This is a genomic window from Knoellia pratensis (assembly GCF_042666395.1).
Taxonomy (GTDB): domain Bacteria; phylum Actinomycetota; class Actinomycetes; order Actinomycetales; family Dermatophilaceae; genus Knoellia; species Knoellia pratensis.
Map to the genome: position 1 here is coordinate 143,632 of NZ_JBHTDJ010000004.1, position 21,581 is coordinate 165,212.

General features: G+C 68.5%; 23 protein-coding genes. 14 read left to right on the forward strand and 9 right to left on the reverse strand.

Going from position 1 to position 21,581, the window contains the following annotated elements; translation table 11 throughout:
- Nucleotides 1–49: 49 nt before the first annotated feature.
- Nucleotides 50–241: a DUF5302 domain-containing protein gene (locus ACFQRE_RS16800; protein ID WP_040883456.1), complete on the forward strand. Its 192-nt coding sequence runs from the start codon at nucleotides 50–52 to the stop codon at nucleotides 239–241.
- Between the two features lie 93 nt (nucleotides 242–334).
- Here ACFQRE_RS16800 and ACFQRE_RS16805 read toward each other — a convergent pair whose 3' ends face one another.
- Nucleotides 335–1,861 (reverse strand): leucyl aminopeptidase, encoded by a 1,527-nt coding sequence (locus ACFQRE_RS16805; RefSeq protein WP_380124623.1) that lies wholly within the window; start codon nucleotides 1,859–1,861, stop codon nucleotides 335–337.
- A gap of 99 nt (nucleotides 1,862–1,960) precedes the next feature.
- Between ACFQRE_RS16805 and gcvT the strand changes: the two genes are divergently transcribed.
- Genes gcvT through ACFQRE_RS16820 form a run of 3 tightly spaced genes read left to right on the forward strand, consistent with a single transcriptional unit; the run spans nucleotide 1,961 to nucleotide 3,783 of the window.
- Nucleotides 1,961–3,073 (forward strand): glycine cleavage system aminomethyltransferase GcvT, encoded by a 1,113-nt coding sequence (gene gcvT, locus ACFQRE_RS16810; RefSeq protein ID WP_380124625.1) that lies wholly within the window; start codon nucleotides 1,961–1,963, stop codon nucleotides 3,071–3,073.
- A gap of 21 nt (nucleotides 3,074–3,094) precedes the next feature.
- Complete coding sequence (locus tag ACFQRE_RS16815) at nucleotides 3,095–3,571, forward strand: OsmC family protein (protein WP_380124627.1); 477 nt, start codon at nucleotides 3,095–3,097, stop codon at nucleotides 3,569–3,571.
- Nucleotides 3,568–3,783, forward strand: a complete 216-nt coding sequence (locus tag ACFQRE_RS16820; protein WP_380124629.1) for a hypothetical protein — start codon at nucleotides 3,568–3,570, stop codon at nucleotides 3,781–3,783. The genes ACFQRE_RS16815 and ACFQRE_RS16820 overlap by 4 nt, the downstream gene beginning before the upstream one ends.
- A 1-nt stretch (nucleotide 3,784) precedes the next feature.
- On the opposite strand, the gene ACFQRE_RS16825 is transcribed toward ACFQRE_RS16820, so the two are convergent.
- Entirely contained in the window at nucleotides 3,785–4,366 is a 582-nt protein-coding gene (locus ACFQRE_RS16825; protein ID WP_380124631.1) for a DUF3043 domain-containing protein, read from the reverse strand.
- A gap of 63 nt (nucleotides 4,367–4,429) precedes the next feature.
- Between ACFQRE_RS16825 and ACFQRE_RS16830 the strand changes: the two genes are divergently transcribed.
- Together ACFQRE_RS16830 and ACFQRE_RS16835 are read left to right on the forward strand one after the other, a co-directional pair.
- Nucleotides 4,430–5,803, forward strand: coding sequence for a dipeptidase (locus ACFQRE_RS16830; protein WP_380124632.1), 1,374 nt, complete (start codon nucleotides 4,430–4,432; stop codon nucleotides 5,801–5,803).
- A gap of 2 nt (nucleotides 5,804–5,805) precedes the next feature.
- Nucleotides 5,806–6,885: a glutathione S-transferase family protein gene (locus ACFQRE_RS16835; RefSeq protein WP_380124633.1), complete on the forward strand. Its 1,080-nt coding sequence runs from the start codon at nucleotides 5,806–5,808 to the stop codon at nucleotides 6,883–6,885.
- A 57-nt stretch (nucleotides 6,886–6,942) separates the two neighbouring features.
- Here the strand turns inward: ACFQRE_RS16835 and ACFQRE_RS16840 are convergent, their stop codons facing one another.
- Together ACFQRE_RS16840 and nadA are read right to left on the reverse strand one after the other, a co-directional pair.
- A complete protein-coding gene (locus ACFQRE_RS16840; RefSeq protein ID WP_380124634.1) occupies nucleotides 6,943–8,169 on the reverse strand; it encodes an extracellular catalytic domain type 1 short-chain-length polyhydroxyalkanoate depolymerase in 1,227 nt (408 codons plus the stop codon).
- 350 nt (nucleotides 8,170–8,519) lie between these two features.
- Nucleotides 8,520–9,713 (reverse strand): quinolinate synthase NadA, encoded by a 1,194-nt coding sequence (gene nadA, locus ACFQRE_RS16845; protein ID WP_380124636.1) that lies wholly within the window; start codon nucleotides 9,711–9,713, stop codon nucleotides 8,520–8,522.
- A gap of 194 nt (nucleotides 9,714–9,907) precedes the next feature.
- Here nadA and ACFQRE_RS16850 point away from each other — a divergent pair, with 194 nt between their 5' ends.
- The 3 genes from ACFQRE_RS16850 (at nucleotide 9,908) to ACFQRE_RS16860 (ending at nucleotide 13,325) form a co-directional block, all read left to right on the forward strand.
- Nucleotides 9,908–11,518 (forward strand): M28 family metallopeptidase, encoded by a 1,611-nt coding sequence (locus ACFQRE_RS16850; protein ID WP_380124638.1) that lies wholly within the window; start codon nucleotides 9,908–9,910, stop codon nucleotides 11,516–11,518.
- A gap of 123 nt (nucleotides 11,519–11,641) precedes the next feature.
- Nucleotides 11,642–12,805, forward strand: coding sequence for a glycerate kinase family protein (locus ACFQRE_RS16855; protein WP_380124640.1), 1,164 nt, complete (start codon nucleotides 11,642–11,644; stop codon nucleotides 12,803–12,805).
- A 121-nt stretch (nucleotides 12,806–12,926) separates the two neighbouring features.
- Entirely contained in the window at nucleotides 12,927–13,325 is a 399-nt protein-coding gene (locus ACFQRE_RS16860) for a HesB/IscA family protein (RefSeq protein WP_380124642.1), read from the forward strand.
- A gap of 90 nt (nucleotides 13,326–13,415) precedes the next feature.
- Here ACFQRE_RS16860 and ACFQRE_RS16865 read toward each other — a convergent pair whose 3' ends face one another.
- The gene (locus ACFQRE_RS16865; RefSeq protein ID WP_380124644.1) at nucleotides 13,416–14,141 is read right to left on the reverse strand and encodes a flavodoxin family protein; all 726 of its coding nucleotides are present in this window, start codon (nucleotides 14,139–14,141) and stop codon (nucleotides 13,416–13,418) included.
- 154 nt (nucleotides 14,142–14,295) lie between these two features.
- Here ACFQRE_RS16865 and ACFQRE_RS16870 point away from each other — a divergent pair, with 154 nt between their 5' ends.
- Nucleotides 14,296–14,748, forward strand: coding sequence for a hypothetical protein (locus ACFQRE_RS16870; RefSeq protein ID WP_380124646.1), 453 nt, complete (start codon nucleotides 14,296–14,298; stop codon nucleotides 14,746–14,748).
- Nucleotides 14,749–14,847: 99 nt separating this feature from the next.
- Here the strand turns inward: ACFQRE_RS16870 and ACFQRE_RS16875 are convergent, their stop codons facing one another.
- Nucleotides 14,848–15,372: a hypothetical protein gene (locus ACFQRE_RS16875; RefSeq protein WP_380124648.1), complete on the reverse strand. Its 525-nt coding sequence runs from the start codon at nucleotides 15,370–15,372 to the stop codon at nucleotides 14,848–14,850.
- Nucleotides 15,369–15,716 (reverse strand): PadR family transcriptional regulator, encoded by a 348-nt coding sequence (locus tag ACFQRE_RS16880; RefSeq protein WP_380124650.1) that lies wholly within the window; start codon nucleotides 15,714–15,716, stop codon nucleotides 15,369–15,371. The genes ACFQRE_RS16875 and ACFQRE_RS16880 overlap by 4 nt, the downstream gene beginning before the upstream one ends.
- A 75-nt stretch (nucleotides 15,717–15,791) precedes the next feature.
- On the opposite strand from ACFQRE_RS16880, the gene ACFQRE_RS16885 reads away from it, so the two are divergent.
- Together ACFQRE_RS16885 and aat are read left to right on the forward strand one after the other, a co-directional pair.
- Nucleotides 15,792–16,775, forward strand: coding sequence for a carbohydrate kinase family protein (locus ACFQRE_RS16885; RefSeq protein ID WP_380124652.1), 984 nt, complete (start codon nucleotides 15,792–15,794; stop codon nucleotides 16,773–16,775).
- An 11-nt stretch (nucleotides 16,776–16,786) separates the two neighbouring features.
- Nucleotides 16,787–17,473: a leucyl/phenylalanyl-tRNA--protein transferase gene (gene aat, locus ACFQRE_RS16890; RefSeq protein ID WP_380125841.1), complete on the forward strand. Its 687-nt coding sequence runs from the start codon at nucleotides 16,787–16,789 to the stop codon at nucleotides 17,471–17,473.
- A 3-nt stretch (nucleotides 17,474–17,476) separates the two neighbouring features.
- Here aat and ACFQRE_RS16895 read toward each other — a convergent pair whose 3' ends face one another.
- Together ACFQRE_RS16895 and ACFQRE_RS16900 are read right to left on the reverse strand one after the other, a co-directional pair.
- Entirely contained in the window at nucleotides 17,477–17,707 is a 231-nt protein-coding gene (locus tag ACFQRE_RS16895; protein WP_380124654.1) for a sulfurtransferase TusA family protein, read from the reverse strand.
- Nucleotides 17,704–18,834: a cysteine desulfurase family protein gene (locus ACFQRE_RS16900; RefSeq protein ID WP_380124656.1), complete on the reverse strand. Its 1,131-nt coding sequence runs from the start codon at nucleotides 18,832–18,834 to the stop codon at nucleotides 17,704–17,706. Before ACFQRE_RS16900 ends, ACFQRE_RS16895 begins: the two co-directional genes overlap by 4 nt.
- A 60-nt stretch (nucleotides 18,835–18,894) precedes the next feature.
- Between ACFQRE_RS16900 and ctaC the strand changes: the two genes are divergently transcribed.
- Complete coding sequence (gene ctaC / locus ACFQRE_RS16905) at nucleotides 18,895–19,827, forward strand: aa3-type cytochrome oxidase subunit II (RefSeq protein WP_380124658.1); 933 nt, start codon at nucleotides 18,895–18,897, stop codon at nucleotides 19,825–19,827.
- A gap of 20 nt (nucleotides 19,828–19,847) precedes the next feature.
- Entirely contained in the window at nucleotides 19,848–21,578 is a 1,731-nt protein-coding gene (gene ctaD / locus ACFQRE_RS16910; protein WP_380125843.1) for an aa3-type cytochrome oxidase subunit I, read from the forward strand.
- The last annotated feature ends 3 nt before the right edge of the window (nucleotides 21,579–21,581 follow it).

A 21,581-nucleotide genomic window follows, 5' to 3' on the forward strand; every position in this document is an offset into this window, starting at 1 on the left:
TGGGCCGTGCGAGAGTGAGGGCGACCGCACCACCGATCCAGGAGGACCCGTGTCCGAGTCAAAGAGTTCCCGTCCGACGCCGAGCGAGGACATGAAGAAGAAGTTCCGCGAGGCCCTGGACAAGAAGCACGCCCACGGCGGCGCCGATGTCTCGGCCACCGCGGACCAGGGGAAGGTCGACCACGGTCACGGTCCCGAGACCTCCGGGCGCGACCAGATGTTCCGCCGCAAGTCCGGCTGACCTCGACCTCGCACTTCGTGCCCGAAACGGACACGACGTCGGCTGCGTACGCAGCCGCGACCGTGTCCGTTCGGGCACGAAGTGCGTCTGGGGTCAGGAGGTGTGGTTCTCGATGAGGTTCACGAGGGTCGCGACGCCGTAGCCGGTGCCACCCTTGGGGATGGCGCCATCGGCACCCTTCTCGTTGAACGACGGGCCCGCGATGTCGACGTGCGCCCACGGGATGCCCTCGCCGACGAACTCCTGGAGGAAGAGCCCGGCCGTGAGCATGCCGCCCCAACGGTCGGCCTTGTGCTGGAGGTCGGCGACCACCGAGTCGAGACCGGAGCGCAGCTCGCGCGGCAACGGCATCGCCCACGAGTCCTCGCCCTCGGCGCCACCGGCGTCGACGACCTTGCTGCGGAAGGCGTCGTCGTTGCCCATGACACCGGCAACGCGGGCACCGAGCGCGACCATCTGCGCACCCGTGAGGGTGGCGATGTCGACGATGACGTCGGGCTTGGCCTCGCTGGCAAGGCACAGGCCGTCACCGAGGACCATGCGTCCTTCGGCGTCGGTGTCGATGATCTCGACGGTCGTGCCGTTGCGCATCGTCACGACGTCACCGGGACGCTGCGCGGTGCCACTCGGCATGTTCTCGGCGAGGCAGAGGTAGCCCGTGACGGCGACGGGGCCACCCAGCTCGGCGGCGGCGATGACCGTGGCAGCAACCGCTGCGGCACCAGCCATGTCGGACTTCATCGTGAGCATGCTGCCGGCCGGCTTGATGCACAGGCCGCCCGAGTCAAAGGTGATGCCCTTGCCCACGAGAGCAACCGACGGGCTCTTGGCGCGACCACCAGTGGGGGAGTAGGTCATCGTCACGATGCGCGGCGGGTTGACCGAGCCCTGGCCCACGCCGACGATGCCGCCGAAGCCGCCCTTGGCGAGAGCCTTCTCGTCGAGGACCGAGATCGTGACCTTGCCCGACGACGCCGCGGCGACGGCCTTCACGCGGTCGACGAACGTCTGCGGGGTGAGCAGGTTCGGCGGGGTGTTGACGAGGTCGCGGGTGAGGTCGCGAGCGGAGCCGATGATGGCCGCGCGCTCGACGGCGGACTTGACGGACTTGCCCTGGCCGAGCGACGAGACGACGGAGATCTTGGGCCCAGAAGCCGCAGGGGCCTTCTTGGCCTTGGACTGGCCCCCGACCGACACCTTGGTGGAGGCGGCATCGAAGGTGTAGCACCCGGCATACGCACCGTCGGCGACAGCCGCGAGAGCGGCCTCGTCGGTGGCCGGCAGGGCCACGGCGACCGAGGTCTTGGTCGCGACCGAGCGCAGGGCGCAGCCAGCTGCGGAGCGGAGCACGTCGGGCGTGATGTCGGCGGCAGCACCGAGGCCGGTCACGACGACGGCGGTGGCGGCGACGTCGGGCACGGCGACGACGCGAACGGTCTCGCCCCGCTTGCCCTTGGCCTCGAGGTCGGTGAGGACCGCAGCGAGGTGCTTCGCGGCGGCCGCCGGCAGACCATGCCCCGCGGCGAGGGTCGCGCCCTTGTCGGTCGAGACGGAGCCGACGACGAGAGCATCGACCTTGAGGTTCGCGGCGTCGCGCGTGGTCAGGTTCAGGTTGGGCACTGATGTACTCCTGGCATGGTCTGGGCAGGCGAGATCATCGCCCCTTAGCCGAGCACCCTAGCCGCGACCGTGATCCGGGCCACGCGATAACGTGCCGTCATGACCGATCTGTTGCACTCTCCCGTCCATGACCGCCACGTTGCGCTCGGTGCCAAGCTGGCCGACTTCGGTGGCTGGGAAATGCCGATCGAATACCCGGGTGGCGGTGTGGTCGCCGAGCACACGTCCGTTCGCGAGCGCGTCGGACTCTTCGACGTGAGCCACCTTGGGAAGGCACGCGTGAGTGGACGGGCGGGAGACCTCAGCGCGTCCGACTTCGTCAACTCCTGCCTCACCAACGACCTGCGCCGCATCGGCCCGGGCCAGGCGCAATACACGCTGTGCTGCCAGGACGATGGTGGCGTCGTCGACGACCTCATCGCCTACGTCCGCAGCGAGGACGACGTCTTCCTCATCCCCAATGCGGCCAACACGGCTGCCGTCGTGGACCTCCTGCGCGCGGCCGCTCCCGAGGGCATCGAGGTCGAGAACCTTCACGACGCGTATGCCGTGTTCGCCGTCCAGGGTCCCAGGAGTGACGAGGTGCTCACGTCTTTGGGGCTGCCCGTCGACCACGACTACATGTCGTTCGTCGAGACGGAGTGGCAGGGGCTGCCCGTCATCGTGTGCCGCACCGGCTACACGGGGGAGCGCGGCTACGAGCTCGTCCCCGCGTGGGACGCTGCCGGCTCGCTCTGGGACGCGCTCGCCTCCGCTGTCGCCGACCAGTCGGGTATGCCGGCCGGTCTCGGCGCGCGCGACACGCTCCGCACCGAGATGGGCTATCCGTTGCACGGCAACGACCTCAGCACCGAGATCACCCCGGTGATGGCCGGCGCTGCGTGGGCCGTCGGCTGGGACAAGGACGCGTTCTGGGGCAAGGAGGCGCTTGCCGAGCAGCGCGCCGCCAAGACCTCGCGCCTGGGCCGTGGGCTCGTCGTCACCGGTCGTGGCATCCCGCGCGCCCACTGCTCCGTCCTCAAGGACGGCGAGGTCGTCGGTGAGGTGACGTCCGGGACGTTCAGCCCGACCCGCAAGGAGGGCATCGCCCTCGCCCAGCTCGAGCGCTCGGTCGCGATCGGCGACGAGGTCGTGATCGACGTGCGTGGTCGTCAGATTCCCGCGACAGTGACCAAGCCGCCGTTCGTCGAGGTCGGCGTCCGCGAGAACTGACGAGAGCCGAGGCGGACGCGCATGGGTGACCACAGTTATCGCGCCACGATCGCGTGGGAGGGATCCACGGGTGGTGGCTACACGGCATACACACGTGAGCACGATGGAGCGGTGCCCCCTGCGACGGAGTCGTTCGCACTGAGCGCCGACCCGCACTTTCGCGGTGACGCGACCCGGGCCAACCCGGAGCAGCTCCTCGTGCTGGCCGCCAGTTCGTGCCAGATGCTCTCGTTCCTCCACGTCGCGGCGACCGCGAAGCTGGACGTGCTCGACTACACCGACGACGCCGAGGGCATCATGCCGGAGCGCGAGCAGCCGATGCGCATCACGCGAATCACGTTGCGCCCCAGGGTGTTGGTCGCCGCGGGCAGTGACGTGAGCCAGTTCGCCGAACTCATGCACAAAGCCCACGAAAGCTGCTTCATCGCCAACTCACTGAACACCGAGGTCGTGCTCGAGCCGACCTGTGAAACAGCCACAGAGGAGAACCCGTCATGACCGACGCCTGGACCTGGACCTACGAGAACGCAGCCGGAGCAGCCGTGACCGGCGAGCCCACGACCGAGACGGCGTTTCCGTCGCAGTCCGACGCCGAGAACTGGTTCGGTGAGGTCTGGCGCGAGCTGGCCGAGGCCGGCGTTGCCGCTGTGACGCTGCACCGTGACGGCGAGAAGGTCTACGGCCCGATGCCGCTCGACGCCTCGGTCTGACTCAGCTCGGGTAGGCGCCGCGCTTGACGATCGGGCGGGGCATCCGGGTGCGGCGCATCTGGAAGGCGCGCATCGCGGTGTAGAAGCCGTCGCCGCGCTGGACCGCGTTCTCGCCGAACTTCGCGGCGAGCTGCTTCTTGATCCGGCGCCAGGCCAGGAACGTGTCGAGGACTGCGGCGGCGATGAGTCCGTAGACGAGCGTGAAGACGATGAGCATCGCCCACGACTCACGCACGAACGACAACGCAAGCACGATGAGCATGACGGGCAGCATGAACTCGGCGACGCCCCAGCGAGCGTCGATGTAGTCGCGGATGTAGCGCTTGGCCGGACCCTTGTCGCGCGCCGGCAGGTGCGTCTCGTCACCGGTGAGCATCGCCTGGCGTTGCTTGGCCATCTGCTCGCGCCGCTTGGTGCGGTCAACGCCCTTGGCCGCCTTGCGGTCCGTGACGACGAGGGGCTGCCTGCGGGCCGCCTCCTGGTCGCGCCGCTTGGGCGTGGGGCGATTCTTGGCGCCCTCGCGGGCAGCGTTGGCTGCCTGCTCCGTGAGCTCTTCCTGGGTGGTCTTGCTGCGTCCGAACACGGCCCGAGTGTATGCCGCCGGGCTGGGTCCGCTTGCCGCCGTCGCCCTGAGTAGGGTCAGAACGTGACTGATTCAATCAACTCGACCGACCTGACCGAGCTCTCTGCGCTGCGCGAGACCGTGCGGAGCCTCATGCCGCAGCTGCGCGCCGACCTCGAGGCGCTGACGCGGATCCCGAGCGTCTCGCTGCCAGCGTTCGACCAGAGCCACGTGGACGCGTCCGCCGAGGCGACCGCCGAGCTGCTGCGTGCTGAGGGGCTCGAGGTCGAGATCGTGCGCGAGGGCGGTGCTCCGGCCGTCATCGGGCACATCGACGGACCCGAGGGTGCGCCGACGGTCATGCTCTATGCCCACCACGACGTGCAGCCGCCCGGAGACGACGCCGACTGGGACAGTGCACCGTTCGAGCCGACCGAGCGCGACGGCCGCCTCTACGGTCGCGGTGCCGCGGACGACAAGGCCGGGATCATGGCCCACATCGCTGCCCTGCGCGCCCACTCTGGCAACCTGCCCGTCGGTGTCACCGTCTTCGTCGAGGGCGAGGAAGAGGTCGGTTCCGACTCGCTCATGACGATCCTCGAGCGTCACGGCGACAAGCTCAGGGCCGACGCGATCGTGCTCGCCGACTCGACGAACTGGGACATCGGCACGCCGGCGCTCACGACGACCCTGCGCGGTCTCATCCGCGTCGTCGTCACCGTCACCACCCTCGACCACGGCATCCACTCCGGCATGTTCGGTGGAGCAGTGCCCGACGCGATCACGGCCCTCGTGCGCCTCATCGCCACCCTCCACGACGACGAGGGCAACGTCGCCGTCGCCGGGCTCAAGTCCGGTGAGGCGGCCGACCTCGAGTTCTCCGAGGAGCGGCTTCGCGAGGAGTCCGGGCTCCTCGACGGGGTCTCGACGATCGGTTCGGGCTCGCTCCTGTCGCGCATGTGGACCAAGCCCTCCCTCACGACGATCGGCATCAACGCGCCGTCGGTCGAGAAGTCGTCCAACACCCTCGTTCCCAGCGCCTGCGCCAAGCTCTCCATGCGCATCGCTGCCGATGAGGTTCCGACCGACGCGTTCGCCGCGTTGGAGAAGCACCTGCGCGAGAACGCTCCGTGGGGCGCGAAGATCGAGATCACCCTCGACGACCAAGGTTCCGGGTTCGCCGCCGACGCGAGCGGTCCGGTCTACGACCAGGCGCGGGCCGCCTTCGCTGATGCGTGGGGCAAGGAACCGGTCGACATCGGAGTCGGGGGGTCGATCCCGTTCGTCGCGGCCTTCGCCGAGCGCTTCCCCGACGCCGCCATCCTCGTGACCGGCGTCGAGGATCCCGACACCCGCGCCCACGGCGCCAACGAGTCGCTGCACCTCGGGGAGTTCGAGAACGTCTGCGTCGCAGAGGCAGCACTCTTTGCCCGCCTCGGCGCGATGCCGAGGGCCTGACGATGTCGGACGCTGACATCGGCACTGACAGCGACGTCGGGACCGCTGAGTCCTCGCCGGGCTCCTACGTCGAGCCCGAGTACCAGCGCGACACGGCCTACATCGAGGACCGGATCACCCGCGGTGGCGAGCAGTGGCCGGTCGAGGCGGGCCGCTACCGCCTCGTCGTCGCGCGTGCCTGCCCGTGGGCCAACCGGGCGATCATCGTCCGACGGCTCCTCGGCCTCGAGGACGTCATCTCGATGGGCATCTGCGGTCCGACGCACGACGCGAACTCCTGGACGTTCGACCTCGACCCCGGCGGTCTCGACCCGGTGCTGCAGATCCCGCGCATCAAGGACGCCTACGTCAAGCGCTTTCCCGACTACCCCAAGGGCATCACGGTCCCGGCGGTCGTGGACGTGCCCACCGGGGGAGTCGTCACCAACGACTTCCCGCAGATGACGCTCGACTTCTCCGGTGAGTGGGCCGAGTTCCATCGGGAGGGCGCGCCGGAGCTCTACCCCGAGCCCCGACGCAGCGAGATCGACGAGGTCAACAAGCGCGTCTACACCGAGGTCAACAACGGCGTCTACCGGTGCGGGTTCGCCGGGACGCAGGCGGCCTACGACGCGGCCTACGACCGTTTGTTCACGGCTCTCGACTGGCTCGAGGAGCGTCTCGCCACGCAGCGCTACCTCGTCGGCGACACCATCACCGAGGCCGACGTGCGCCTCTTCACGACCCTGGCCCGCTTCGACGCCGTCTATCACGGGCACTTCAAGTGCAACCGGACCAAGCTCACCGAGATGCCGGTGCTGTGGGCCTACGCACGCGATCTCTTCCAGACGCCGGGCTTCGGTGACACCACGGACTTCGTGCAGATCAAGAGCCACTACTACGAGGTCCACCGCGACATCAACCCCACGGGAGTCGTGCCGCTCGGTCCCGACCTGGCTGGTTGGGCGACGCCGCACGGGCGTGAGTCGCTTGGTGGTCGACCCTTCGGGGACGGGACCCCGCCGGGCCCGCCGCCCGAGGGCGAACGCGTCTCGCCGAGCAACAACCCACACGTCGGCGACGACGGGCTCATCTCCCTCTGAGCGAACCCTTGCGCCCGGCACTGTGACGGTCTGACCACCGTGCCGGACGCATCGGGGTCAGCACTTCTGCCAGTAGCCGGGGCTCGTCTCGCGCACTGCTGACGTGTAGAAGGTGTTGTAGAGCCCGAGGTTGTCGTTGGAGCCGTTCGCGAGCGCATAGCCGCCGACGTTGCGGGCTCGACCTGCCTGGACGTGGGCGTAGTTGGTGGCCGTGACGCAGGTCGGTGTGGCCGTCGCCGTGGGGGTCGGCGTGGGCGTCGGTGTCGCAGTCGCGGTCCCCGTGGGCGTCGCGGTCGGCGTGGGCGTGGGTGAGGAACCGATCAGGCCGAAGAACTTCGCGTCGTAGTAGGCGCCGCACACCGTGTCGATGAAGTAGGCACCCGCCGTCCCGCACTGGGTCGGCCCGGTTCCGGGGTCGACGGGCGTGCCGTGGGTCATCCCAGCGATCTCGGTGAGGCGAACCGTGCCGCCGCCGTACTCCGACCAAGTCACGCCCGACGCCAAAGTACCTGTGGCAGTGGGGGATTGGCCCACCCCAGCGACGTCGGTCCATTGGTCGCGCAGCTCCCGACCGTTCATCGAGGCGACGGTCGTGTCCGACTGGCCGTGCCAGATGGCGACCTTCGGGCGCGGACCGGACCACGCGGCATACCCCGCTCTCGCAAGGTCACCCCACGCCTTCGGCGTCTTGTCCACGCCCGGGTTCATGCACGAATACGCCTGTGCCACAGTCGTTGCGCACCCGTGCGCAATGCCCGCGTTGATCGATCCGCCGGCAAACAGATCCGGGTATGCCGCGAGCATGCTGGCCGTCATCGCCCCTCCGCCGGAGAGGCCGGTGACATAGACGCGAGCCGGGTTCGCGGAGTACGTCGTGATCGCGTGCTGCACCATCGACGCGATCGAGGCGACCTCGCCCTGGCCGCGGGTCACGTCGCCGGACTGGAACCAGTTGAAGCACTTGTTCATGTTGTTGGCCGTGCCCTGCTGTGGGAGAACCACGGTGATCCCGTTGCGGTCCGCGAGGTCACGCCAGCCCGATCCGTTGAGGTATCCGTTGGCGTCCTGGGTGCAGCCGTGCAGGGCGATGACGAGAGGAGCGCCGGCGGTGGTGTTGTCCGGGCGATAGCTCCACATCGTCAGGGCTCCGGGGTTCGACCCGAACGACGTGACCTGCTGCAATGTGGCCGCGGACGCCCTTTGTGCCGTGACGACGCCCAGCGTTGCTGCGGCGGCCACTGCCAGTGCGGTTGTCCAGCGAAGGAGCTTGTGGGTGCGAACCATGACGGTCTCCCGGGTTCCGGACATCGCCGTTGACGCCCTGGTCCCGGTGACGCTAGTGAGCCCGGAGCAACGAAGGCGTGGGTGCCGCGCCCATGATTGGCGCTTCCGACCTGGTCCCGCGCCCCACCCCGGACGCCCTCACACCGTGTCCGGTGAAGACGTGCCTTTGCTTCAACCGGCGATGCAAAGACACCCCCATTTGCTACGAAACGTGGAGCAACGGGCCTTTGCCTCAGCAGGTGAAGCAAAGGGGGGTGTCTCTGCTCCGGCTGGTGAAGCAAAGGCACTTCGTTTTCGGAGGTGAGGTGAGGTCCGCCCGACCTGTGCGGATCAGCGCCAGGTGGAGGAGGTCAGTCCTTGCTGGTCTCGCCGGGCAGGGCGAGCATCTGGTCGAGCGCGGTCCTGGCCTCGATGGCGACCTGCTCGTCGACGCGGATGGCGTTGACGACCCGACCCTCGACGAGCGACTCGAGCGCCCACACGAGGTGCGGCAGGTCGATGCGGTTCATGGTTGAGCAGTAGCAGACGTTCTTCTCGAGGAAGGTGATGCGCTGCTTCGGGAACATCTGACCAAGGCGCTGGACGAGGTTGAGCTCGGTGCCCACCGCCCAGGCCGTGCCATCGGGAGCGCCGGCGATGGTCTGGATGATCCTTTCGGTCGAACCCACCTCGTCGGCCAGCTCGACGACTTCGTTGCGGCACTCGGGGTGGACGATGACCTTGACGCCGGGGATGGTCGCGCGGGCAGCCTCGACGGCCTCCGTCGTGAAGCGCCCGTGGACCGAGCAGTGGCCGCGCCACAGGATCATCCGCGCGGCCTGCAACTGCTCGATCGTCAGACCACCCATGGGGCGGTGCGGGTCCCAGACGACGCAGTCGTCCAGCGAGCCACCGAGGTCGCGCGCCCACGTGTTGCGTCCGAGGTGCTGGTCGGGAAGGAAGAGGACCTTGCCCTCACCCTCGACTCCGCCGGACTCTCCGAACGCCCACGTGAGCGCCGTCTTGGCGTTGGAGGACGTGCACACCGTGCCGGAGTGGCGCCCGGTGAAGGCTTTGATCGCGGCCGAGGAGTTCATGTAGGTCACGGGGATCGTCTGCTCCGCGACGCCGGCCTCGACGAGCTGCTCCCAGCAGTCCTCGACCTGGGCGATCGCCGCCATGTCGGCCATGGAGCACCCGGCCGCGAGGTCGGGCAGGATCACGGTCTGGTCATCGCTCGTGAGGATGTCGGCGGACTCGGCCATGAAGTGGACGCCACAGAACACGATCCACGGTGCGTCGGGACGCGCCGCGGCTTCCTTGGCCAACTTGAACGAGTCGCCGGTGACGTCCGCGAACTCGATGACCTCGTTGCGCTGGTAGTGGTGACCCAGGACGAACACCTTGTCGCCCAGTGCCTCCTTGGCCGCCCGCGCCCGTGCCACGAGGTTCGGATCGGACGGTGCCGGCAGGTCACCGGGACACTCGACGCCGCGCTCGGAGCGCAGGTCGCGCCCCTGGCCGAGGACGAGGAGCGGGAGCGGGGCGGGGGTCGTCGTCGTCACACCACGATGGTATGCCGCGCGCCAGGCGCGTAGACATCGTGCCCGCAGCGCTGCGGGCGGGTGGTTTGCGAGCCATCATCACTCGGAACTCTGGTCTTGGAGCGATCGCGCCCCTACGGTGGCCCTGACCCGCACGTCGGGGTCACGAGACCATCTGCAATGGGGCAGGTGGCCATCCCTGAAAGGCACCACTCGTGAAGAAACAGGACAACACCCGCGCCCTGTGGCTCCGACTCGGCGCAGCAGCCGGCGGAACAGCTCTGGTCCTGGCGGCAGCAGCCCCCGCCGGAGCAGACCCAGCCAACAACACCTCCGCCAAGCTGCGTCAGGCCGTCACCTCGGCCGGCGTCATGGACCACCTCGAGAACTTCCAGTCAATCGCGAATGCCAACGCCGGCACCCGCGCCTCGGGCACACCGGGGTATGCCGCCTCGCGCGACTACGTCGTCGACCGCCTGGAGGCGGCTGGCTATGCCCCGACGGTGCAGGAGTTCGACTTCCCGTTCTATCGCGAGCTCTCGCCCGCCGTGATGAACCGGGTGCTGCCCTCGCCCAAGACCTACGTCGCTGGCACCGACTTCGCGTCGATGACCTATTCGGGCGCGGGTGACGTCACCGCTCCAGTCACGCCGGTCCAGCTGACGCTCCCTCCGACCGCCCCGGCCGGCGGGACCGTGTCCGGATGTGACGCAGCAGCGTTCGCGGGATTCCCGGCCGGCAACATCGCCCTCATCCAGCGAGGGACGTGCAGCTTCGGGGTCAAGGCCCAGCTCGCCCAGGCTGCAGGCGCCTCGGCCGTCGTCGTGATGAACGAGGGTCAGGCGGGCCGCACCGGCCCGGTCGCGGGCACGCTCGGCGCACCCGTGGTGACGATCCCCGTCGTCGGCGCGAGCTATGCCGTGGGTGTGGAGCTGTCCGCTCCCGGCACGACGCTGCATGTCAAGACCGACACCGAGTCCGAGATCCGCAAGACGTGGAACGTCTTCGCCGAGACGGCCAAGGGCAACGACGACAACGTCGTCATGGCCGGCGCCCACCTCGACAGTGTCGTCGCGGGTCCCGGCATCAACGACAACGGCAGCGGCAGCGGGGCTCTCCTCGAGGTCGCCGAGCAGTTCGCCAAGACCAGCCCCAAGAACACCACGCGCTTCGCATGGTGGGGAGCCGAGGAGCTCGGTCTGCTCGGGTCCAACCACTACATCGCCGACCTCGTGGCCAACGACAAGCCGGCTCTGGAGGACATCGCCCTCTACCTGAACTTCGACATGGTCGGCTCGCCCAACTACGTCCGGTTCGTCTACGACGGCGACAACTCCCGCTTCCCCGTCGGACCCGGAGCGGCCAAGGGCCCTGAGGGCTCGGGTGCCATCGAGGACGTCTTCCACGACTACTTCGCCTCGGTCAACCTGCCGTCGGAGGAGACCGCCTTCTCCGGTCGCAGTGACTACGGACCCTTCATCGCCCAGGGCATCCCGGCCGGTGGCCTCTTCACCGGCGCCGAGGGCGTCAAGACCGCAGAGCAGGCAGCCGTCTTCGGTGGCACGGCCGGGGTCGCGTACGACCGCTGCTACCACCAGGCCTGCGACACCATCGCCAACGTCAACGTCAAGGCGGTCGACGAGAACTCGGACGCCATGGCCCACGCCCTCGTCACCTATGCCATGAGCACGGCTGACGTCAACGGCGGCAAGGGCCGCCCGGTGGCACCTCCCGGCCAGCACACCGACGGCACGCCCGTCGGTGCCGGCACCACGAGTGGTGGTGGTCTGCACGACGACCACGACCACGGTGGCGACCACTCCTGACCGAGCAGCACAGCACGGCCGAGGGCCGGTCACCCACGCGGTGGCCGGCCCCCGGTGCGTCCTGCCGTGGCACGCGCTGCCTTGCCGTTCCCATGACGGTGTGCACCCGATACCGTGCGTGCCGTGCATGTCGTCATCGCTCCTGACTGCTTCACCGGAACCCTCACTGCCACCCAGGCCGCTGAGGCGATGGCTGCTGGGTGGCACGACACGGCACCCCAGGACACGCTGACCCTGCTTCCGCTGTCCGACGGCGGCCCGGGCTTCCTCGACGTCCTCGCCGGAGCGCTCGACGGCGACATTGTGGCCCTCACGGTGAGCGACCCGCTCGGCCGTGAAGTCCCCGCAGCGATCCTCGTGGTCGGTGGAGAAGGCGAGCGGACGGCATACGTCGAATCGGCTCAGGCCGCAGGCCTGCATTTGCTCGCCCCGGACGAACGCAACCCGGGGCTGACGAGCACGTGGGGAGTCGGGCAGCTGCTGAAGGCGGCCCTGGCCGAGAAGCCGCAGCGCATCGTCGTCGGGCTCGGCGGCAGCGGCACGAACGACGCTGGCGCGGGACTGCTCGCCGCACTCGGCGTCGGACCGGCCGAGCACCTGGCCCGAGGCGGCACCGCACTCGCGAGCGCCCCCGACGACGCCCTGTCCGGGCTGCTGGCCGTCCGCGAGCAACTCGCCGGCGTGGACCTCGTCATCGCGACCGACGTCGAGAACCCGCTGCTCGGATTCAAGGGCGCGAGCGCGGTCTTCGGTCCACAGAAGGGCGCGACACCCGAGCTCGCCCAGGCGCTCGAGGGCGCCTTGGGCCGCTTCACCGAAATCGTCGCGCGCACGGTGTCCGAGCCCCTTGACCTCCTCACCGGCGCCCCACGCCGACTCGAACGCGAACCGGGAGCGGGTGCCGCCGGTGGCCTCGGCTACGCGCTGTTCCTGCTCGGTGGACGGCGGGTCAGCGGGGTCGAACTCGTCCTTGAGGCGGTCGGTTTCCATGACGTCGTGCGTGGCTGCGACCTCGTCGTCACGGGGGAGGGGACCTTCGACTGGCAGAGCCTGCAGGGCAAGGTTGCCTCGGGCGTTGCGGTGGCCGCTCTCGGGGCTGGACTGCCCAGTGTCGTGCTCGCCGGCCAGGTCCTCGTGGGCCGTCGGGAGACGATGGGGCTCGGGATCAGCGGCACGTATGCCGTGGCCGAGACGCCCGAACAGGTCGATGCCGCGCTGCTCGATCCGGTCGGAACCCTGCGTGCCCGGGCGGCCCGCGTCGCCAGAACGTGGTCCCCTGCTCGGTGATCCCACAAAGCGGACGTACCCTAGAGGAGACGTTCGGGAACAGATCGCGGCCGAGAGCAGTTGCGACCTGATGCAAGACCCACAGTCCATCCCGAGCCCCGACGCATCACAGGAGTCACCCATGAGCGAGCTCGACACCCAAGCCGTGACCGACACAGCGACCGAGGCCACCGCGACCGACGCCGAGGCACCGGCCCACGAGGTTCTTCTCACCGACCTCGCTGCGGGCAAGGTCAAGTCGCTTCTCGCACAGGAGGGTCGTGAAGACCTGCGCCTGCGCGTCGGCGTCCAGCCCGGCGGCTGCTCCGGCCTCATCTACCAGCTGTACTTCGACGAGCGGTCCCTCGACGGTGACCTCGTGCGTGACTTCGACGGTGTCGAGGTCGTCATCGACCGCATGAGCGCCCCCTACCTCGTCGGCGCCACGATCGACTTCTCCGACACCATCGAGAAGCAGGGCTTCACCATCGACAACCCCAACGCCGGCAGTTCCTGCGCCTGCGGCGACAGCTTCAGCTGAGACCCCGACTTATTGCGCAGAACGACGCCGCGGGAACCGAGAAATCGGTTCCCGCGGCGTCGTTTTGCGCAATAAGTCGAGAACGGAACCTCAGCGGTACTCGGGGTTGGGGTGGTCGAAGTTCGCGCCACGGTCCCACTTGACGCGCTCGTTGCCACCGGCCGGGAAGCCGCCGCCTTGCTTGAGCAGCCAGGCCAGGTGCATGAGGTTCCACGTCATGAAGGTCGTGTTGCGCTGGGTGAACTCGTTCCTGGGTCCGCCGCTGCCGGCATCGAGGTAGGACGGCCCCGGTCCGGCCTCACCGATCCAGCCGGCGTCGGCGTTGGGTGGGATCGAGCAGCCGAGATGCTGAAGGCTGTAGAGGATGTTGGACGCGCAGTGCTTGATGCCGTCCTCGTTGCCGGTGATGATCGTGCCGCCGACCTTGCCGTAGTAGATGTACTGGCCGCGGTCGTTGTGCTGGGCGCTCATGGCATAGAGCCGCTCGATGACCTGCTTGGTGACGCTCGAGTTGTCGCCGAGCCAGATCGGGCCAGCGATGACGAGGATGTCGCTCGCCAGCACCCGCTCGAAGATCGTCGGCCACTCGTCGCTGTCCCAGCCGTGCTCGGTCATGTCCGGATAGACGCCCGTGGCGATGTCGTGGTCGATGGGACGGATCACCTCGACCTCGACGCCGTGCTTCTCCATGATCGCCGTGCTGACATCGATGAGCCCCTGGGTGTGGCTCTTCTCGGGTGAGCGCTTGAGCGTGCAGTTGAAGATCATCGCCCGAAGGCCGGTGAAGTCGGCGTCCTGCCAGTGGGGAGTGTCCATGTCCGCACTCTGCTCCTGCGCTCCACCCGGGACAAGGCGCGAAGCGATTCCTGGCTGGCCCTGGTCGCGACTCTCGCGGTGTGATCGCATGTCGTTCCATGACCGACTCCCATCACCACCTGTCCCGGCCCAGCCCCCGCGGTGTTCGTGCGCCGTGCCCGACGACGTCGTCGATCACCCTTCGGCGCTCACCCGACGCCGCGTCGTCCTTGGTGTCACCGCGGCGAGCGCCCTGGCCGCCGTCGGCTGGCCGGGGCCGGCCGCTGCCGCCCCTCGCGACGGAGCCGTGACCATCACCGTGATGGGCACGTCGGACCTGCACGCGAATGTCGTCAACTGGGACTACTACAAGGACGCGACCTACACCGACAGCGCGGGCAACGCTGTCGGTCTGGTTCGCGTCGCCAGCGTCGTCGCGGTGAACAACTACCGGCAGTCGGGCGGCGGCGGGTTCCCGCACATCGCGTCGGCACCGGTCGTCTACAACGCCCAGGTCGCCATCCGCGAGGCCTTCGTGGCCCACGCGTCGGCGTCGGGCACGATCGATCCGGCGAGCTTCCACGTGGAGAACTGGCGGCTCGTCAGGAACGGCGTGCCCGTGTTCTGAGCGGCCGATCGCTCCTGGGACCCAAAGGGCCCCTCACCGTGTGGTGAGGGGCCCTTTGGCGTATGCCGTGGTTCTCGTTGCGCTGACCGCGCTGGTACGTCAGTCGACCACGGGCAGGGGCTGGGGCCGTCGCAGCTGCCGCCAGGGCTGCGCGACGAGCAGCAGGGTCAGCAGCGGCAGGACCAGCAGGGCCCACGGGAACTCGAATCCCGCGTCGATGGTGCCGGGGGTGTGCTGAGCCGTGAAGGTCGTGCCGAACCAGGGAAAGGTGCGGACCTCGACGGCTTCGGTGACGTGGGCCGCCTCAACGGTCTGCAGGATGGTGAGCAGGGTGGCCAGGAGTCCCCAGAACACGAGAACGAAGACGCCGGTGGCGCACAGAAGTCCCAGGGACCACCGAGGTCGGGACGGGTCCGCCGGCTGCGCGGCATACGCCAGCTGTTGGGGGGAGCCGATCCCGAAGAGTGCGCGAGTGGTGCCCACATCGGCACTCGCCTCGGCCAGGTTGGCGCGCAGTTCGCGTCGTAGGTCGCGGCGCCTGGGTCCGCGCACACCCCGCAGCTCGAGCCAGAAGTCGTAGCGGATGATGGCGTACTCGACCCGGAGGCGGTCGAAGAGCTTCATGCTGATTCCCCTGTCTGGTGTAAGGGTGCCGTTGCGGTCGCGACGGACTGGACGAGGTCGCTCCATGAGGTGCGACGGTGGGCGAGCTCTGCGGCTCCGGACCGGGTGAGGCGGTAGTACTTCCGGGCCGGCCCTGAGTCGCTGCGCAGGAGGTAGGACTCGAGGAATCCCGCGCTCTCGAGGCGGGTGAGGCCCGGGTAGACGGTGCCTTCGGCGAGTTCGTCGAATCCGGAGGAGCGCAGCAGGGTCACGAGGCCGTAGCCGTAGTGGTCGCTGGTCGAGAGCGCACTCAGGAGGAGAAGTCCGAGGACTCCCTTGAGCATCTGCGGGTCATGTGTGGGCACGGCTCCACTGTGATGCCCAGTACTAGGCAATGTCAAGTAGTCAATCACGGATGCCATCTGGGGTAGGTTGCCGAGGTGCGTATCGCTGTCACTGGGTCCATCGCGACCGACCACCTCATGACCTTCGCAGGCCGCTTCCGGGACTCTCTCGTCGTCGAGCAGCTCGACAAGATCTCGGTGAGCTTCCTCGCCGACACCCTCGAGATCCGGCGAGGGGGAGTGGCGGGCAACATCTGCTTCGGCATGGCCGCGCTCGGCCAGCAGCCGCTGCTCGTCGGCGCCGCGGGCGAGGACTTCGGGGACTACCGCAGCTGGCTCACCCGCCACGGCGTCAACTGCGACCACGTGCTCATCTCGACCACGAAGCACACGGCCCGCTTCGTCTGCACCACGGACGACGACATGGCCCAGATGGCGACGTTCTACGCCGGGGCCATGAGCGAGGCGCGGCTCATCGAGCTCGGGCCGATCGAGGCAGCGGCACCGCTCGACCTCGTCCTCATCGGCGCCAACGACCCCGACGCGATGCTCCGGCACACCGACGAGTGCCGCAGCCGCAACATCACCTTCGTGGCCGACCCGTCGCAGCAGCTCGCGTTCGCCGACGGTCCGTTCATCCGCAAGCTCATCGAAGGCGCGGACTACCTCTTCACCAACGAGTACGAAGCGCACCTCACCGAGCAGAAGACCGGGTGGAGCGCCGCCGACATCGAGGCCCAGGTGACGACCCGCGTCATCACCAAGGGCAAGGACGGCGCCGTCATCATCACGCGTGGGGAGGAGCCCATCGAGGTCCCCATCGCCGGCGAGACCCGTCGCGCCGACCCGACCGGAGTCGGCGACGCCTTCCGGGCTGGCTTCCTCACTGGCCTCTCGTCCGGGCTCGGCCACCGTCGTTGCGCCGAGATCGGCTCGCTGCTCGCCACCTACGTCCTCGAGACCGTCGGCACCCAGGAGTACGTCCTCGACCAGGCGACGTTCCTCGATCGTCTTGCGCAGTCCTACGGCGACGACTCCGCTGCCGAGGTCGAGCCGCACATCACGTGCGTGAGGCGCTGACCCCCAGGCCCGTGGACGTGCCGTTCCCGCCCGTCGAGCCGCCGCCCAGCGAGTGGGCCCTGGGGCACCTGCGTCCCTCCGATGACGAGGACCTCGTCGCTGCCGGGGCCGACCTCGATCCGGGCACGCTGCTCGTGGCCTATCGCGCCGGGCTCTTCCCCATGGGGCTCGGGGACCACGGCACCCGGCCCATCGGCTGGTGGTCGCCCGAACCCCGCGGTGTGCTCGTGCCCGGAGGGTTCCGCGAGAGGCGTTCACTCAAGAAGGCCCGGGCCCGCTTCGAGATCCGGGTCGACACCGCCTTCACCGACGTGATGCGCCGGTGTGCCGACCCAGAGCGAGAGGGGCGCTGGATCACCGACGAGATCATCGCGGCATACACCGAGCTGCACCGGCTCGGCTGGGCCCACAGCATCGAGACCTGGCGCGACGACGAGCTCGTCGGCGGCCTCTACGGCGTCGCCATCGGCGGTCTCTTCGCGGGTGAGTCCATGTTCCACGCCGAGCGTGACGCCTCCAAGGTGGCACTCGCTGCCCTCGTCGACATCGTCCATGCCGACGGTGACGCGCGCCGGATCATCGACGTGCAGTGGGCGACCGAGCACCTCGAACGGCTTGGTGTCGTGGAGTGGCCGCGCGCGAACTACCTCGCGGCGCTCCCTGAGGCGTTGCAGGCGCCGCCGGTCAGGTTCGACTGAGTCTCAACCCAGAACGACGGTGTATGCCGTGTGCTCACCCAGGCGTTCGAGCGTCACCGTGTGCCCACGCATGCGCGCCCATGCGGGGATGTCGGCCTCGGCCGCCGGGTCGTCCGCGAAGGCGAGCAAGGTTGTGCCAGAGGGGAGTCCGTGCGCGATGCGCGCGAGCTTGATGACGGGTAGAGGGCACTTGAGGCCCCTCGCGTCGAGGTCGGGAACGCGGTTGGCACTCACAGGTCGCTCACCCCTAGGCGGTCGCGCAGGTCAGCGATGACTCGCGGGAGCTCGCGGCACAGGGCCTCGACGTCGGCGGCCCGGTCGGGGGAGACGGATTCGAGGGGGAGCGTCACGCGGACATTGCCGTGGGTGAGCGCGCCCATCGCGGCCAGGACGTGGCTCGGCTCAAGGCGGCTAGACGTGCAGGCGGACCCGGACGCGACGACGATGCCGAGTCGGTCGAGGGCGTCGACGATGCTCTCGCCGTCGACATAGAGCGCACTGAACGTCACGACGTGGGGGAGTCGGTCGACGGGGTCGCCCACGACGTCGACGTCGCGGACACCGGCAGCGGCCGTGCGGATCTGGTCGATGAGGGCGCGGGCCGCGGCCTCCTCTGCGGCCCGGGTGTGGACCGCCTGCTGCCAGGCCTCAGCAGCGGCGAGGGCGAGAGGGACCCAGGGATCCGAGGGCTCGCGACCGTGCTCGGGCTCCCACCGCGGCCCGGGCAGGTCGAAGCGCGTGCCGGTGCGGACCACGAGGACACCGATCGGTGGGCCCGCCACCGTGGACGCGTCGCCCCCGAGGACGTCAAAGGTCTGTGGGGTGTCGAGGCGCCCCAAGGACGAGGTTGCGTCCACCAACAGCGGAAGGCCAGCTGCACGGCATGCCGGGAAAAGGTCCTCGAGGGGCTGGATCGTTCCGACTTCGCCGTTGGCGTGCTGGAGCGCAACCGCCGACGCAGGCGGCCCCGAGGCGAGGGCCCCGGTGAGTGTCTCGGGCAGCAGGCGACCGAGGCGGTCGACGGGCAGCGGAGTGAAGCCCGGGTCCGCCTCATGGGCCTCGTGGAGCAGGACGGCCTGGTCGACGGCAGAGGTGAGCACCCGGGATCCGACCCGGCGGCGGGCGTGGCGCAGCCCGGCCACCCCGGTGCGCAGGGCATGGGCGCCGCTCGGATGGAAGGAGAGCTCGTCGGGTCGAGCACCGAGCGAGGCGGCCATGCTCTCGCGGGCGCGGTCGAGAAGGAGCCGCGCCTGGCGGCCCTCCCGATGGAGACGTCGGGGGTCGGCCCACCCCGCATCGAGGGCCGCGAGCAGCGTGTCGCGGGCGGAGGGGTGAAGCGGGCTGCGGGTGGCGTCCAGCACGCCTGCACCGTAACCCGACCCGTCCCCGGGAAGTTCCTCCCGATGCACTAAGGTTTCCTCGTGTTCCAGCAGACGAAGCAGGAGGCAGCCCCGGTGCCCCAGCACGACCAGATCAAGCCCCGCTCTCGCGGCCGCAGAATGGCCACTTGGGCCTCTGTGGCCGTGGTCGCGATGGTGGCTCTCAGCGGATGCGAGCTGGGTGCCGCGAGCGACGGCTTCCTCCCCAAGGGCGTGACCGAGAACTCCGAGCGCGTCCGCACCCTGTGGATCGGCGGATGGATCGCCCTCCTCGTGGTGGGAGTCCTCGTGTGGGGCCTCATCCTGTGGTGCGTGGTGGCCTACCGCCGACGTCGCGACGACAACGAGCTCCCGGTGCAGCTGCGCTACAACGTGCCGCTGGAGATCCTCTACACGATCCTCCCGATCTTCATGATCGCGGTGTTCTTCTTCTACACCGCGAAGGACCAGACGGCGCTGCTGGACACCTCCAAGGATCCCGCCGTGACGGTCAACGTCGTCGGCAAGCAGTGGTCCTGGGACTTCAACTACGTCGAGGGTGACGTGCACGAGGTCGGCAGCCAGGCCATCATGACCGGCCAGCCCGGCGCCGAGGAGACCATCCCGACGATGTACCTCCCGGTGGGTGAGCGCACCGAGTTCGTGCTGACCTCGCGCGACGTCATCCACTCGTTCTGGGTGCCGCAGTTCCTGCAGAAGCTCGACATGATCCCCGGAAAGGTCAACAAGTTCCAGGTCGTTCCGACCGAGGAAGGCACCTTCAAGGGCAAGTGCGCCGAACTGTGTGGCGCCTACCACTCCCAAATGCTGTTCAACGTCAAGGTCGTGTCCCGTGCGGAGTTCGACGCGCACCTGGCCGACCTGAAGTCACGCGGCCAGACCGGACTGTTGGGGACCGACCTGAACCGTGACGGTTCTGGCCTGGTGCCGGGCGAGGACCAGCTTCTGCCCGAGGAACTGAGGAAGAAGACATGAGCGCGGCAACCGAAGCTTCGATGTTCCGAGAGCGGGACTCCGCTCGCGCGCACCCCCGGCTCGCCAAGGGCGCGACGGTGGTCAAGTGGATCACCACGACCGACCACAAGGTCATCGGCAACCTCTACTTCATCACCTCGTTCGCGTGGTTCCTCATGGGCGGCGTCATGGCGCTCATCATCCGCGCCGAGCTGCTGCAGCCGGGCATGCAGGTCGTGGACAACCCCGACCAGTTCAACCAGCTGTTCACCATGCACGGCACGATCATGCTGCTGCTGTTCGCGACGCCCCTGTTCGCCGGGTTCGCCAATGCGCTGATGCCGCTGCAGATCGGCGCGCCCGACGTGTCGTTCCCGCGCCTCAACATGTTTGCCTACTGGCTCTACCTCTTCGGCGGACTCATCGCCGCCGGTGGCTTCCTCACCCCGGGTGGAGCGGCCGCCTTCGGCTGGTTCGCCTACACGCCGCTGTCGGACTCGTCCTACAGCCCGGGTATGGGTGGCAACCTCTGGGTCTTCGGCCTGGCCCTCAGTGGTTTCGGCACGATCCTTGGATCCGTCAACTTCATCACCACGATCCTGACGATGCGCGCCCCGGGCATGACCATGTTCCGGATGCCGATCTTCGTGTGGACCGTCCTCGTGACGTCGATCCTCGTGCTCCTCATCTTCCCGGCCCTGGCCGCCGCGCTCTTCGCGCTCGGAGCCGATCGACGCTTCGGCGCACACATCTTCGATCCGGACTCGGGGGGTGTGATGCTCTGGCAACACGTCTTCTGGTTCTTCGGACACCCAGAGGTCTACGTCATCGCCCTGCCGTTCTTCGGGATCATCTCCGAGATCCTCCCGGTGTTCTCGCGCAAGCCGATCTTCGGCTACAAGACCCTCGTCTACGCGACGATCTCCATCGCCGCGTTGTCGGTCTCGGTCTGGGCCCACCACATGTACGGCACGGGCCAGGTGCTCCTCCCGTTCTTCGCGATCATGACGATGCTCATCGCCGTGCCCACGGGCGTGAAGTTCTTCAACTGGATCGGCACGATGTGGGGCGGCAAGCTCACCTTCGACACGCCGATGCTGTGGGCGATCGGCTTCCTCGTGACGTTCCTCTTCGGTGGTCTCACCGGTGTCATCCTCGCCAGCCCCGCCCTCGACTTCCACCTCACCGACAGCTACTTCGTCGTGGCGCACTTCCACTACGTCGTCTTCGGCACGGTCGTCTTCGCGATGTTCGGTGGCTTCTACTTCTGGTGGCCCAAGCTCACCGGTCGCATGCTCGACGAGACGCTGGGCAAGATCCACTTCTGGATGCTCTTCGTCGGCTTCCACACCACCTTCCTCATCCAGCACCTGCTGGGCATCTGGGGTATGCCGCGTCGCTACGCCGACTACCTGCCCGAGGACGGCTTCACCTTCGCCAACCAGGTGTCGTCGACCGGTGCTTTCATCCTCGGTGCCTCGATGTTGCCGTTCTTCTACAACGTCTGGAAGACGTGGCGCTACGCGCCGCTCGTCGAGACCGATGACCCGTGGGGCTACGGCGCCTCGCTCGAGTGGGCGACGTCCTGCCCGCCGCCGCGCCACAACTTCAACTCGATCCCGCGGATCCGCTCCGAGCGTCCGGCGTTCGACCTGAACCACCCCGAGGCCGCGCCGGCCGGCTATGAGCGCTCCGGACTCGTCAAGGCACTCGGGCCGGCCGACCTCGGTGACCAGTCCATGTCGTCGACGACCAAGAACCAGGAGTCCTGACCC